13 protein-coding genes are annotated in these 14,155 nt (G+C 63.3%); 6 read left to right on the top strand and 7 right to left on the bottom strand.

What is annotated here, in order from left to right; genetic code table 11:
* Positions 1 to 11: 11 nt before the first annotated feature.
* Positions 12 to 773, bottom strand: a complete 762-nt coding sequence (locus tag AB0P23_RS06580) for an SDR family oxidoreductase (RefSeq protein WP_206497569.1) — start codon at positions 771 to 773, stop codon at positions 12 to 14.
* A 34-nt stretch (positions 774 to 807) separates the two neighbouring features.
* Positions 808 to 2,604: an acyl-CoA dehydrogenase gene (locus tag AB0P23_RS06575; protein ID WP_206497570.1), complete on the bottom strand. Its 1,797-nt coding sequence runs from the start codon at positions 2,602 to 2,604 to the stop codon at positions 808 to 810.
* A gap of 332 nt (positions 2,605 to 2,936) precedes the next feature.
* Between AB0P23_RS06575 and car the strand changes: the two genes are divergently transcribed.
* Positions 2,937 to 6,482, top strand: coding sequence for a carboxylic acid reductase (gene car, locus AB0P23_RS06570; protein WP_219519357.1), 3,546 nt, complete (start codon positions 2,937 to 2,939; stop codon positions 6,480 to 6,482).
* 72 nt (positions 6,483 to 6,554) lie between these two features.
* Positions 6,555 to 6,851 (top strand): DUF503 domain-containing protein, encoded by a 297-nt coding sequence (locus AB0P23_RS06565; RefSeq protein WP_027497180.1) that lies wholly within the window; start codon positions 6,555 to 6,557, stop codon positions 6,849 to 6,851.
* A 41-nt stretch (positions 6,852 to 6,892) separates the two neighbouring features.
* Here AB0P23_RS06565 and AB0P23_RS06560 read toward each other — a convergent pair whose 3' ends face one another.
* Complete coding sequence (locus AB0P23_RS06560) at positions 6,893 to 7,456, bottom strand: dihydrofolate reductase family protein (RefSeq protein ID WP_206497572.1); 564 nt, start codon at positions 7,454 to 7,456, stop codon at positions 6,893 to 6,895.
* 102 nt (positions 7,457 to 7,558) lie between these two features.
* On the opposite strand from AB0P23_RS06560, the gene AB0P23_RS06555 reads away from it, so the two are divergent.
* The 4 genes from AB0P23_RS06555 to AB0P23_RS06540 all read left to right on the top strand — a co-directional run bounded on the left by AB0P23_RS06555 (position 7,559) and on the right by AB0P23_RS06540 (position 9,153).
* Entirely contained in the window at positions 7,559 to 7,861 is a 303-nt protein-coding gene (locus tag AB0P23_RS06555) for a hypothetical protein (protein WP_032370584.1), read from the top strand.
* Positions 7,862 to 7,909: 48 nt separating this feature from the next.
* Positions 7,910 to 8,338 carry a hypothetical protein gene (locus AB0P23_RS06550; RefSeq protein WP_063216687.1) on the top strand — a complete coding sequence of 143 codons (429 nt, stop codon included), beginning with the start codon at positions 7,910 to 7,912 and terminating at the stop codon, positions 8,336 to 8,338.
* Positions 8,335 to 8,646: a transcriptional regulator gene (locus AB0P23_RS06545; protein WP_027497184.1), complete on the top strand. Its 312-nt coding sequence runs from the start codon at positions 8,335 to 8,337 to the stop codon at positions 8,644 to 8,646. Before AB0P23_RS06550 ends, AB0P23_RS06545 begins: the two co-directional genes overlap by 4 nt.
* 87 nt (positions 8,647 to 8,733) lie before the next feature.
* Positions 8,734 to 9,153 carry a VOC family protein gene (locus AB0P23_RS06540; protein ID WP_032400724.1) on the top strand — a complete coding sequence of 140 codons (420 nt, stop codon included), beginning with the start codon at positions 8,734 to 8,736 and terminating at the stop codon, positions 9,151 to 9,153.
* A gap of 24 nt (positions 9,154 to 9,177) precedes the next feature.
* Here the strand turns inward: AB0P23_RS06540 and AB0P23_RS06535 are convergent, their stop codons facing one another.
* From AB0P23_RS06535 to AB0P23_RS06520, 4 genes are all read right to left on the bottom strand, one after another.
* Positions 9,178 to 10,449, bottom strand: coding sequence for an MFS transporter (locus AB0P23_RS06535; protein ID WP_032400829.1), 1,272 nt, complete (start codon positions 10,447 to 10,449; stop codon positions 9,178 to 9,180).
* A 13-nt stretch (positions 10,450 to 10,462) separates the two neighbouring features.
* Positions 10,463 to 11,095, bottom strand: coding sequence for a GyrI-like domain-containing protein (locus AB0P23_RS06530; protein ID WP_032372383.1), 633 nt, complete (start codon positions 11,093 to 11,095; stop codon positions 10,463 to 10,465).
* Positions 11,096 to 11,202: 107 nt separating this feature from the next.
* Entirely contained in the window at positions 11,203 to 12,747 is a 1,545-nt protein-coding gene (locus AB0P23_RS06525) for an alanine/glycine:cation symporter family protein (RefSeq protein WP_032372382.1), read from the bottom strand.
* A gap of 87 nt (positions 12,748 to 12,834) precedes the next feature.
* Positions 12,835 to 14,052, bottom strand: a complete 1,218-nt coding sequence (locus tag AB0P23_RS06520) for an EAL domain-containing protein (protein WP_045841747.1) — start codon at positions 14,050 to 14,052, stop codon at positions 12,835 to 12,837.
* Positions 14,053 to 14,155: the final 103 nt, after the last annotated feature.

Genomic DNA, 14,155 nt, shown 5'->3' with positions numbered 1-14,155 from the left:
GACCCCGACCATCAGGTGATGGTCACGCCGCCGTCCACTGCGATGGTCTGGCCCGTCACGTATCCGCCCGCGTCGGAGGCGAGCCAGACCGCGGTGGCGGCCAGTTCTTCGGGGTCGCCCTTGCGTCCGAGGATCATTCGGGGAGCCAATACCTCGAGGTATCCCGGCTGGTAGGAATCGGTCATCTCGCTCTCGAAGAAACCAGGCGCAATAGCGTTGACGCGGATGCCTTTTCGAGCGCCCCACTGTTGCGCGAGGTCACGAGTGAGACCGACGATGGCCGCCTTGCTGGCACTGTAGGCAGCCTGAGGCAGACCGGCGGTGGTGAGCCCCAGAATGCTGGATATGTTCACGATCGAGCTTCCGGGCTGCATCACCCGTCCACACGCCTGAGCGGCCCAGTAGGAGCCGTTCAGGTTGATGTCGATGACAGAGCGGAACTGCTCGGGAGTCTCGCGGGTGGCGGGGTACGCCGTGCCGACGCCGGCGTTGTTGATCAGCACGTCCACCTTGCCGAACTCGGCGACGGCGGCCTCGACCATGGCCGTGCACTGGTCGGGATCGACCACATCGGTTGCCACGCTCAGCGAACGCCCACCGACGCTGTCGATCAGTGCGGCAGTCTGTGCCAACTTGTCGACGCGACGGGCGGCCAGCACCACGTCGGCTCCGGCCTCGGCCGCCGCTTTCGCGAAAGACACTCCCAAACCGGACGATGCGCCCGTGACGATGACGACGCGGCCGTCGAGGCGGAATTTGTCCAAGATCGACATGTTCTGAAATCTCCTTGTATCGGGTGTCTCGTGCTCAGAACCAGGCGGGTGACATATCGAGGGTCGTTCGATCGAGAAGCGCCAGCAGATCGAGCTGTGCATCGACCTTCGGTAGCTCGTAGACGAAGAAGTACCGTGCAGCAGAGCGCTTTCCGTCGTAGAAGTCTCCGATTCGGTCTCCCACGGCAAGCAGCTGCTCGAGCCACATCCACGCGATGACCGTGTGGCCCATTGCCTCGAGGTAGGCCGTGGAATTCGCCAACGCCACGGCGGCGTCACCGGTACCCCAGACTGCGGCGGTGACCTCGACGATCCTCGAGAACCTGTTGTTCAGCTCGGTGCCGTACTGCTCGGCCGCTCCCCCGTGAGTCGATGCTCGCGTCACGGTCTCGGCGATTCGCTCGGAGAGCAGCGCCAACCCGGCACCGTTCTGCATGACGACCTTGCGGCCGAGTAGGTCCAAGCCCTGAATGCCGTGTGTACCTTCGTGAATGGGGTTGAGCCGGTTGTCGCGGTAGTGCTGTTCCACGTCGTAGTCGCGGGTGTAGCCGTAACCCCCGTGCACCTGAATGGCAAGACTGTTGGCCTCGAGACACCACTGCGAGGGCCAACTCTTGGCGATCGGTGTCAGTACGTCGAGCAACAGTGTCGATCGAGCTGCGTCGGCGGCGTCCGATGCCGAATCCTGGTGGTCCACCAAACGCGAGCAGTAGAGCCCGAGGGCCAATGCCCCCTCGACATACGACTTCTGCGCCAACAACATTCGGCGCACGTCGGCGTGCTCGATCAATGCGACCGGAGGCGCGGCCGGATCCTTGGCTCCCAGTGGCCGTCCCTGGGTGCGCGTCTTCGCGTACTCGACGGACTTCAGGTAGCCGACGTAGCCGAGTGCGATCGCCAGGAATCCGACGCCGATCCGGGCCTCGTTCATCATGTGGAACATGTACGACAGACCACGGTTCTCCTCCGCGACGAGATAGCCGACTGCCCCGGCTTTCCCACCGGGAGAATGGGTTCCGTCGCCGAACGCGAGCAGGGTGTTGGTGGTACCGCGGTTGCCCATCTTGTGATTGAGCCCGGTCAGCACGATGTCGTTACGTTCGGCGATGCCGCCCTCACCGTTCGGCAGGAACTTGGGAACGATGAACAGCGAGATCCCTTTGACGCCGGGAGGTCCACCCGGCGTCTTCGCCAGAACCAGGTGCACGATGTTCTCGGTCAGTTCGTGATCTCCACCGGAGATCCACATCTTGGTTCCGGTGAGCCGGTAGCTGCCGTCGTCCTGCGGCACAGCCTTCGTGGTGATGTCCGCCAGCGACGACCCGGCCTGCGGTTCGGACAAGCACATGGTGCCGAACCAACGCCCGTCGATCATGGGCCGCACGTAGTCGCGCACCTGCTCCGGAGTGCCGTAGGTGGCGATCAGATTGGCGTTGGCCATCGTCAGGAACGGATACGAGGACGTTCCAGCATTTGCAGCCTGGAAGAACGCCATCGCAGCACGAGAGACGGTGGCGGGCAACTGCATACCGCCGATCGATTCGTCGAACTGCCCGGCGATCAACCCCGCGTCGCGGTACACGTCGAGAGCGGCCTTCACCTCGGGGATCAGCTCCACCGCACCATCCCTGTTCATGGTGGGCTCGTGTGCATCGGCCTTCTTGTTGTGCGGGGCGAAATGCTTGTGGGCGATGTCTGCGCTCAGGTCCAGTACCGCATCGAACGTTTCGCGCGAGTGTTCCGCAAAACGTGGCCGCTCCGTCAACGCAACCACATCGAGCCATTCGTACAACAGAAAATCCAGGTCGCGGCGTGAGAGAACGTCCGACATTTCGCTGCTCCGATCGAGAGGGGTGACGCGTGAGCCGACGGCGTGAGCTCTACGAGGGAGCGGCAACCGCGTCGCACGTGACGTGCAACTCACCATACAAGTCGAGTTCGGTCGTCCACATCGAGTACCTACGCCGCCCGGATACACGACGGTTGCCCGGCATAGCAGTACGCGAGAAAGGTTGAAACACAGACATTTCCGGCCAATTGGACTATGAGCAGCGTCACGATTACCTACTCGGCCACGGGCATATACTTACCTTTGATAACGATATTCGACGTACGAGCACGATGATCCGGCGTCGTCCGGTGCATCGTGGAGGGGAGCGAAGCATGACCCGAACAATTGCCATGAAAAGCACAGTGGCCGTCGACAGCGAACACGATCGAGACATCCGCCAACGAGACCGTTTCCAGCATCTTCACGACAGCGATCCGGAGTTCCGGGCTGCCGAGCCGGATCGGTCGGTTGCCGACGCGGCTCGTGAACTGGCACCCAACCTCGCTCGCGTGGTTGCCGAGATCATGACCAGGTACGCCGACCGCCCCGCCCTGGGACGCCGCGCGCGCACGATCGAGGACACCGACGGCAGCACTACCGCTCGCTTGCTCCCCCGATTCGACACGGTGACCTACGGGCAGGCCTGGGCCGACGCGGGAGCCTTGGCGTCCGCCCTCGGTCACGACGACGGCGGCATCGCTGCGGGCGACTTCGTGGCCACGCTCGGTTTCGCCGGCATCGACTACGTGATCACCGAACTGGCCACAATCCGTGTTGGCGCAGTCGCAGTTCCACTTCAGGCCGGAGCCACCGCGGGTCAACTGAGGGCCATCGTCGACGAGGTCGAGCCGGTGGTCCTGGCCTCCGACGTGGACAACCTCGCCGTCGCGATGGAGGTCGCCGGTCACTGCCGGTCGATCCGCACAGTGGTCGTACTCGACTACGACGACCGAATCGATGCCGACACCCGCGCGCTGACGTCCGCGCGCGAGGGTGTCCACGGGTCCGGCATTGCTGTTCGACCGCTCACCGAACTGGTGGACGAGGGTTCCCGACTCCCCCAGGTGCCGTTGTTCGACGTCGAGGATCCCGAGCGCCTCGCCGCACTGATCTACACCTCCGGCAGCACCGGTACTCCGAAAGGGGCGATGCATACCGAGCAGATCGTGTCCGGTGCGTGGACCGGGGCCTGGCATCGGACGGGTGCCTCGTCCGAGGGTGTCGACGAGCCGGCTTTTCCCGTCATCACTCTCGACTACCTACCGATGAGCCACCTTGCGGGCCGCGGGCTCGTTTTCTCGACTCTGGCGGCGGGCGGCACGGTTCATTTCGCCGGCTCCAGCGACCTGTCCACGTTGTTCGAGGACTTCGCTCTGGCGCGCCCCACGCTGGCGTTGTTGATTCCGCGGGTGTGCGAGATGATTCGCCACACCGTGCTCGCCGAAATCGATCGTGCGGTCGACGGTACCGATGCGGGCGAACACGAGCAGATTTCGCGAGGCGTGCTCGAGCGCGTGCGGTCCGAGCAGTTCGGTGGACGAATCCTGGCTGCAATGGTGGGCACCGCACCCATCGCCGCCGAGGTCAAGGATTTCGTGACCGACTTGCTCGACGTTCGGGTTCGCGACAATTACGGCTCGACCGAAGCCGGAATGGTACTTCTCGACGGGATTGTCGCGCGGCCACCGGTTCTCGAATACAAGTTGGACGACGTGCCCGAACTCGGCTATTTCTCCACCGACACTCCCCATCCACGTGGTGAGCTCCTACTCAAGACGACGTCGATCATCCCCGGCTACTACAAGCGGCCCGATGTGACCGCAGACGTCTTCGATTCGGACGGGTTCTACCGCACCGGCGATGTCGTGGCCGAGCTGGAACCGGACCGGCTCGCATACGTGGATCGTCGCAAGAACGTGCTGAAGTTGGCCCAGGGCGAATTCGTCGCGTTGGCGCGCCTGGAAGCGGTGTTCGGTACGAGCGAGCTGGTGGACCAGATCTTCCTGTACGGCAACAGCCAGCGGTCGTATCTGTTGGCGATCGTCGTTCCTGCCCACGCGAACTCGACTGCGGGCGCGATCATGGAGTCGCTACAGCGGATCGCTCGCACGGAGTCGCTGAATTCGTACGAGATACCTCGCGAGGTCGTGCTCGAACGCGAGCCCTTCACTCAGGACAACGGTTTGCTGTCGGGTGCCGGAAAGCAATTGCGTCCCAAACTCGTCGAGCGGTACGGCGACGAACTCGAGCGTCGCTACGCAGAACTCGAATCGGGGCAGACCGATCGACTGCGTGAGCTCCGGCGTTCCGGTGCCCAGGCACCCGTGCTCGTCACGGTCGGGGACGCCGCCCAGGCTCTACTCGGCTGTTCGGGCGCAGACATCCGGCCCGATGCCCACTTCACCGATCTCGGTGGTGACTCGTTGTCGGCGTTGACGTTTTCCACATTGCTGCGCGACATCTACGACGTCGACGTCCCGGTCGGGGTGATCACCGGACCCGCCATGGACTTGGCGGCTCTTGCCGACTACATCACGTCCGCGATCGACAACGATTCCGACACAGCGACATTCGCGTCGGTTCACGGACGCGACGCTTCCGTCGCGCACGCATCGGATCTGCCACTGTCGGCATTTCTGGACGCCTCACTGCTCGATGCCGCTCATCGAATTCCAGGCCCTCGGCCGGTAACGAACACCGTGCTGCTGACGGGAGCGAACGGCTACCTGGGCAGGTTTCTGTGCCTCGAATGGCTCGAGAAGATGGCAGCCGCCGGCGGAAGAGTCATCTGCCTGGTGCGCGGACGCTCCGATGCCGATGCCCGCGCTCGGCTCGACGCCGCCTTCGACAGCGGGGACGCGACGTTGTCCGATCGATACCGCGCGTTGGCCGACGCCGCACTCGACGTGATTGCAGGCGATCTGGGCACTCCCCGGTTCGGGTTGACCGACGTTGTCTGGGAAGAACTTTCCCGCCGCGTGGACCGCGTCGTGCACCCGGCAGCACTGGTCAATCACGCGCTGCCGTACGAGCACCTCTTCGGACCGAACGTCGTCGGAACGGCCGAGGTGATCCGGTTGGCCTTGACCGACCACATCAAGCCGGTGACCTACCTGTCGACGGTCGCGGTTGCCGTCGGTGTCGACGACTTCCACGAGAACGGTGACATTCGGGTGGACAGTCCGCAACGAGCAGTCGACGAGTCGTACGCCAACGGTTACGGAAACTCCAAGTGGGCGGGCGAAGTGTTGTTGCGCAACGCTTTCGACGAGTACTCGCTGCCCGTTTCGGTCTTCCGGTCCGACATGATCCTCGCCCACAGCAGATGGTCCGGTCAGCTGAACGTGCCCGACGTATTCACGCGCCTGATCCTGTCGGTGGTCGCAACCGGGCTGGCACCGAGAAGCTTCTATGCCACCGACACCGGAGCGCCCACCGACGAGCAGGGCAGGCCACTGGCTCACTACGACGGATTGCCTGCGGACTTCAGTGCAGCGGCCATCACCTCGATCGCGGGCGACGACGTGGCAGGCTACCGAACCTTCGACATCTTGAACCCCCACGACGACGACATATCGTTGGATACGTTCGTCGATTGGTTACGTGACGCGGGCTGCACCATCGAGATCGTCGACGATTACGACGACTGGTTCGAAAGGTTCAGCGCGGCAGTTCAGGAACTACCGGAGAAACAACGGTCACACTCGTTGTTGCCGCTGATCCACTCCTACGCGCATCCCCAGCACCCGTCGTCGGGAGCAATCCTGCCGGCAGACGAATTCGCGTCGGCTGTCGGCGATATCCCACACCTGGGGCGAGAACTGATCGAGAAGTATCTGGCCGATCTGGTAGCACTCGGCCTGGTGGCCAAGAGCTGACCGCTACCTGGTGCGGGCCCTTCGGCTCGCACCGGGTAGCCCCGCCCACTACCGCGGTACAGTCGTAAGCCTATGTGGATCGGATGGATAGAACTGGATTTTTTGTTGGGCGACGTGCACTCCCTGAAGGAGAAGCGCTCGGTGATTCGGCCCGTGATCTCGGAGCTGCATCGAAAATTCGCGGTGTCGGTCGCCGAAACCGACCATCGCGACCTGCACAGACGGGCCGAAATCGGAGCGTCGGTGGTAGCCGGCGACCTCGACCACGTGACCGACATCCTCGACCGGGTCGAGCGGATGGCGGCGTCCCGACCGGAGCTTCACCTCGTAGCCGTTCGGCGGCGCACCCTGAAGAGCGACGACATCTGAATCGCGCGCTGTCGACGAATCCGGGTCATCGACGGTTACGGTCATCGACGGACGTCGAACACCTGCTTCTGGATGCCGTTGCCGTACACCTCGTGCTCCACCAGATCCAGGTGAATCGTGGCCTTGTCGCTGGAGCTGAACAGCCGCTTGCCCGCGCCGAGCAGCATCGGGAAGACCAACAGGTGGTAGCGGTCGACGAGACCGGCATCGGCGAGGCTACGACCCAGCGTCGCGCTACCGTGCACCGAGATCGGCCCGCCTTCGGTCTCCCGGAGTTCGGCGACGTCGTCGATGCTGCGCAGAATGGTTGCCGGCCAACGGTCGTCGCTGCGCTCCAATGTCGTCGACACCACGTATCTGGGCATCGAGTTGTATCCGGCGAAATCGTCCATCGTGGGCCACACGGGAGCGAACGCCTCGTAGGAGGTACGCCCCAGCAGCATGGCCGTGGCCTCGTCCTGCTCGCGGCCCTTGATCTCGTACGCCGCTGGATCGAACTCGATGTCCTTGAACGTCCACCCCGCGTTGCGGTAGCCGACTTCCCCACCCGGCCCCTCCATGACGCCGTCGAGCGAAACGAACGCGGTCACGATCACGGTGCGCATGGCAATCCTCGGTTCGGTGTGAGGCAGAAGCGGAACAGGTGCCGGAATCGTAAACCACGCGTCGAACCGACGACAGGCAGTGTCGGGTGGCAAGGTGGTCTCATGGCCGAGCAAGTGGAACGCACCGAAGACGGTCACTATGTCGTCATCAAAGGTCGACGGTGGCGCGCGACCGATCCCGACATTCCCGAGGATCGCAACGCCGAATTGCGCTCGATCCTCATGGCGTGGCGCAGAGACGTCAAACGCACCTCCGGTGCCACAGAGTCTCGCGCGGGCGTTCAGGCCGCCAAAGTCGCCCTGGGAGAACGAGGTACGCCGTGGTGGGAACAATCCCCGGACGAGCGACGGGCCCGCTGGGAGGCCGAGGTGCCGCGGCCGACCGATACCGATCTCGAGAACTGATCACACAATTCGTTGCCATATCGGAAACTATCCAATATGGTTTCCGATATGGAAAGCATCGATAAGCCCACCTCGTCCGAAGCTCGAACGACTCTCGACGACATCGACCGCGTGCAACGCGCCGTGCGCGACACTCCGTGGCCGGTCTGGTTGTACGCCGTCAACGCAGTGCTCATCGGGGCGTTGGCACTCACGCCACTGCTCACCGACTCCCACCGCACTGTCGCCCTGCTGATTCTGGCCGCGGCCATTGTGGCAACGAACGTGATCACCGGGTTCCGAATGGGCACACCGTGGGCGCTGCCTACCAGCCGTGGATTTCTGGCGTCGGTCGCACTGTCCGTTGCTTTCGTGGTGGTGGCACTGGCATTCGCGCAGCCATCCCTGCCGAGCTGGACGCTGGTGCTCCTCGCTACAGCAGCGACGGCGACCTACTCGTTCGGTTCGATCGCTCACTACCGGAGCACACACCGATGACGGACGATCTGGATCCGATCATTCATCCGGCGAACCGGCTGCGGATCTGCGCGCTGCTGGCGGCAGGTACGACGCTCGAGCTCGCCGTCGTGAAGGAACACAGTGGATTGAGCGCATCGGCGCTGAGCAAGCAGGTGGCGGCCCTGGTCGACGCCGGCTACGTGGATCAGCAGAGATCACGCACCGACTCGCGGCGGATGTGGCTGTCGCTGACTAGGGAGGGTAAAACCGCCTACCGCCGCCATGTGGCTGCCCTCCGCGCCATTCTCGCCGAGGCCGAGGCGAGCCCATCCGAGCCTGGGCGGTGAGTTCTCCCCCAGCTTCGTGTCTACTTTTTCGACGGATGAAGCCGATGCAGCCCGCACCGGTCGTTCGATTCGAGAAGGAGTCCCGCCATGCCCACACTCAGTCCGTACCTGTCGTTCCGTGACAATGCGCGCACCGCTATGGAGTTCTACAGGACGGTCTTCGGTGGAGAGCTCACGCTGACCACGTTCGGCGAGGGCCAGGCCACCGACGATCCATCCGAGAAGAACCTGATCATGCACGGCCAGTTGACAACTCCCAGCGGATTCACACTGATGGGGGCCGACACCCCGTCGTCGATGGAACACACACCCGGAAACACGATGAGCGTCTCGCTCTTCGGTACCGAGCACGAGGAATTGACGGGCTACTGGAACGCGCTGGCCGTCGACGCACAATTCACTATGGGTCTCGACGCAGCACCGTGGGGTGACACATTCGGCATGCTCACCGACAAGTTCGGTGTGCAGTGGATGGTGAACATCTCCGGCTCGGTCGCCGAAAGCTGAGCGACGGAGGAGCAGTGGGCGCCTTCAGTGGCTGCGAGATTCGACTGAGATGACCTCGTGCAGCCCGACGGGCCCCCAGCCCCTGTCGAGCGCCACGATCAGCACCGCGCAACCGACCGCGGACAGCACCAGTGCGGAACCGAACAACGCGGTGTAACCGAACACGTCGCCGATCACGCCCGCCGTAAGTCCGGACGCACCCTGCGCAAAGACGATTGCGCAGGCCATCAGTGTGTAATCGCTTCCTGCATAACGTTTTTCCGATGCGTCCATCATCAGTGCGAAAACGGCAACGGTTGCAGCGCCGCCCAGCACGTGTTCGGTGACGTTGGCCGCGACCAGGAGCGGAAACCCGCCGATGCCGAACGATGCCACTACATACAACGCAAGACTGAGAGTTTGGGCGATTCCGCCGACCAGCAGAGCCTGACGACGTCCGAAGCGAAAGGACAACCACGCGCCGAGCGCAGCACCTCCGAGTGCTGCCACCGACGACAGGCCGCCCTCGACCAGGGCGATCTGAGTCAAGGTCAGTCCGTTGTCCGAAAGGAACGGGCCGACCAGCGCCGAGCCCATCGAGTTTCCGAATTTGAAGCCGACGATGAGAAGGATGAACGCGACCATGCCAGGCCTGCGCAATCGGGACCACCAGGCCACAGAGAGTCGCGCCGGGCCCTCGGACTCGGGCTGCCGGTCGGTGTCCACGTCTGCCGCGGCCAGTTGCCTGTTCATGAACCAGACCGGGGCCGTCGCCAACAGGATCAGCAATGCCATCGCAACGAAGAGCACCTGCCATCCCGCAAAGGTGAACAGCCACAACAGCACTCCCCCGCCGCACACCATACCTACCCGGTACGCGCCCACTTGCAGACCGTTACCCAGGCCGCGTTGCGCCACCGTCAACGTGCGAACCGCTATCCCATCCGTTGCGATGTCCTGGGTGGCCGACAGCGCGTTGATGACAAAGATTCCGACGAACAGCCAGCGCAACGTCGACGACAAATCGAGAAAAGACAGTGCGAGCGCCACCAGCGCGGCGGACACCTGTAAGGACAGAAGCCACCGCCGCCTCGACCCGTAACGATCGACGTACGGTGCCCACAGAAATTTCAGCGCCCACGGCAGAAACAACACCCCGGTTGCACTGATTTTCACCAACGAGAAGCCCGACTCTCGAAGGACGACGGGCAGGGCCTGCGTGAAGAAGCCGAAAGGCAGCCCCTGAGCGAAGTACAGGGCCCCGAGCAACGTGAGGGTGCCGACGGTGAACGACGCCGGACGCACCGCATTGGTCATGCCGGTCATCGTGTCAGAGCGAGGCCTCGTCCGCCGAGTACCGCACCGGTTGCCGAAGAATGGTGCGCAGCTTCGCCGGTTCGACCCGTCGTGGGTCACTGAGGTAGATCTCGTGATGACGGCCGGTCATCGTCAGCCCGGCCTGCGGGATGTAGCGGTGGTGCATCTCGTCGAGCACGGCGGCCTCGTCGTCGTAGGAACCGGTGTGCAGAGTTTGCACGCACAGGCCCTCGTCGAGGGTGTCGAGGCGCATTCCGTCACGTCGGTCCGAACGGTTCTCGGATGCGTCGACCCGTACGGCGTGCTCGAACATCGTGTGGTCGATCCAGTCAGGCACCATGATCATCACAGTCCAGAGCCAGTTCGACTTGTCCCGGCGCGTGGTGAAGGCCGCCATGTCCGGCGCCCACCACAAGGCTTCGAGCGGTGGGACGACGTAGTCGCGCTCCAGGTCGTTCTTACTGGTGAATTTCAGCCGATACGCAACGGGGAACAGGGTGGATACAGCATCGGCATATTCCGGTGCGGTGTTCGGATCCCCGTGGCCGTCGATCATCAAGTATTTCGTCGGTGGCACGGTCAGAACTCGAAACACGTTGCGCCGTGCCGAATACGAGTCGAGGGTCTTCTTGAAATCCGTCTTCATGCCCTCACCTCCTGCCGACTGCGCGTCAGTGTACCGACCACTCCGGGCTGGGGTGCCGTGGTGAACGCTCTCCTGTTCGGAAGCAGTTGGTCGGTCGACCGACACTGTCACAGCTCGGCGTCGACTGCCTTCGATTCGCCCCGACGCACTGCCATGTAGTCGGACAGTTCCCGTTTGACGACCGGCAGCAGCAAGTAGAGGCCCGAGATGTTGACCAACGCCAGAAGGAACAGCGTGGCGTCGGCGAAGTCGAGCACCGAGCCGAGCGACAGGACGGTGCCGATGACGGTGAAGGTGCAGAACATGAGGTTGAAGAAATTGCGCGACAACCGGCTGCGACCGAACAACGATGTCCAGGCCTGTAGTCCGTAGTACGCCCAGGTGATCGCCGTGGACAACGCGAACAGTGCCACAGCGAGAGTGAGTACGTACGGGAACCACGGCAGGACGGTCTCGAAGGCGTCGGAGGTGAGCGTGACGCCGCCCGCCGGCAACTCACCGGTTTCGGCAACTATGGCGCGCTGGTCCTGCCAGGACACAGTATTGGCGATCACGATGGTCAGGGCCGTTGCCGTGCAGATGACCACAGTGTCGATGAAGGGCTCGAGCATTGCCACGAATCCTTCGGTGACCGGATGTCTGGTCTTGACGGCCGAGTGAGCAATGGAAGCCGATCCCAACCCGGCCTCGTTGGAGAAGGCCGCGCGCTGGAACCCGATGATCATCACTCCGAGTACTCCGCCTGCCACGCCCTCGGGTGAGAACGCGCCGTCGAAGATGGCACCGAACGCCGTCGGAACGGACCGGAAGTTCACGGCGATGACGACGCCGCACGCGACGACATAGACCAACGCCATGGAAGGAACGAGTTTTGCGGTGACGGCCGAAATGGACTTCATGCCGCCGATGATGACCAGGCCGATGATGAGTGCGATCACGAGTCCGAACACTGCCTTCGCACCGTCCGAACCGAGGAAGCCTTCGTCGCCACCGGTAACCGAGCGGACCTGCGCGTACGTCTGATTGGCCTGAAACATGTTGCCGCCACTGATGGCGAAGAACGTGATGATGACGGCGTAGAAGGCAGCCATCACCTTCCCGACCTTTGCAAGACCTCGCTCGGCGAGTCCCTTGGTGAGGTACTTCATCGGCCCGCCCGAGACGGTGCCGTCCTCGTTGATATCCCGATATTTCACGCCTAGGGTGCACTCGACGAACTTCGAGGCCATTCCCAGCAGTCCGGCGAGGATCATCCACAAGGTCGCCCCTGGTCCACCCAGCGTGACTGCGACCGCCACACCTGCAATGTTCCCCAGTCCCACGGTTCCGGACACTGCGGCCGTGAGAGCCCGGAAGTGGCTGACTTCTCCTGGTGCATCGGCTTCGTCTTCTTTGCCGCTCACCAGGATCAAAGATCGCTTGATACCGCGGAACTGAATGAACTTGAACGTGACGGTGAAGACGACGGCACCCAGAATCAGCCACAGAACGATCAGTGGAACTGCGGCACCACCGATGTTCACGGTGAAGAACACGAAGCTGGAGACAGCGGCGGAGATCGGATCGAAAGCATTGTTGATCGCTGTCTCGATAGAACTGATCGTGCCTCCGTCCGCGGCCGAATAGTCGATGGCGAGACGGTGAAAACTCATGACGTCGAGTCAACATCATCCCGGGCACACGTCACGGTCTTTATCGAAAAACGGGCAAATATTTACATATTCTTGACTTGTAGTGGCTCATACACGGGTCCGAGCGGGCAATCGGCGGAGCAGAAGCGTCGCCGCATCGAGGACCATGTGTCGGTCGTAGGTCAGGCAGTAGTCGTACAACACGCTTCCGTCGTGGGCAGTTCCGCTCTCCACCGCGATGAGAGCAACGCTAGACATCGGTGCCACGATGACAATCGAGCGCTCCGACGCCAGTGGTTCGTCCTCGCCGACCGCAACGGTCCGAAACCGATGTTCACCCGGCATCGGCCGCGAGTCGAAGACGGCCACGAGAGACGTGCGCACAGCGAGGTCGTCGAACAACGCGACACGCTCGGCGGTCGTCCCGGCCGACGCGTTCGTCGTCGCCAATACGACGGTCGACGCACCGGTGCCGTAGACACTGCGAAGCAGACCGTTCTCGATGTCGTCGAGAAGCCGTGCGTCAGCGCGCCGACGGGTTCCGAATCGATGGACCAGACCGTACGGCGTCACGGCAACAGGGGCCCGGACGGTTATTGCCGGCTCCAACTCGAGTGTGTTGGCCGTACCGCCGGTGGCTCCGAAGGTGGGTAGACGAGTCGGGGCGCCGTACAGGTAGCCCTGGCCGAGAACCGCACCCATGTCGTGCGCGGTCGCTTCGTGCCGCTCCGTTTCGATTCCCTCGGCGAGCACCAGCGCACCGCTGCGTTCGGCCTCTGCGGCGACCGCGGACACCACGGACGCCGTGGCATAGCTCGAACGGCCCTGCACGAGAGACATATCCAGCTTGATCACGTCGGGCCGGAGCAGCGGAATCAGTGCCAGACTCGACGAGTCTGCACCCACATCGTCGAGCGCGACCCGCCATCCCAGGTCGCGGGCATGCTCTACCGCACGCAGCAGCCCGGAGGGGTCACCCATCAGATCTCGCTCGGTGATCTCGACGATGATCGACAACCGAGATGCCTCGGCCACCAATGGCAGGCACTCTCTCGGAGGTGGCGCGTCCAGGGCTGTGGGTTCCGCGTTGACGAACAACGCGAGTCCTTCGGGGAAACCGGCTTCGACGGCCCCGCTCAGGGCGCTGAGTCTGCACCGCCAGTCGAACTCGGCCGACTCGCCTCGATCGGCCGCCTCGCGCAGCAGCTGCGGCGGCGAGATCGCTTGCGCGTCGCCGCAGGTCCGCACCAGGGCTTCGTAACCCACGACAGCTCGGCCGTCCAACGCGACGATCGGCTGGTAGGTCGACGTGATATCGATCGTCATCGGCGAAAATTGCGCGTGCGAGGCGTCACGATGCACAGGCGGACCTCCCTCGGTACATCTCGACGGTCCCCACCCGGGGAACCATCATGCCCGATGGTCGCCG

Source organism: Rhodococcus sp. NPDC077669 (assembly GCF_040686915.1).
Taxonomy (GTDB): Bacteria; Actinomycetota; Actinomycetes; order Mycobacteriales; family Mycobacteriaceae; genus Rhodococcoides; species Rhodococcoides fascians.
The sequence above is the reverse complement of the archived record's forward strand: the minus strand, read 5'-3'. Positions and strand labels throughout refer to the sequence as shown.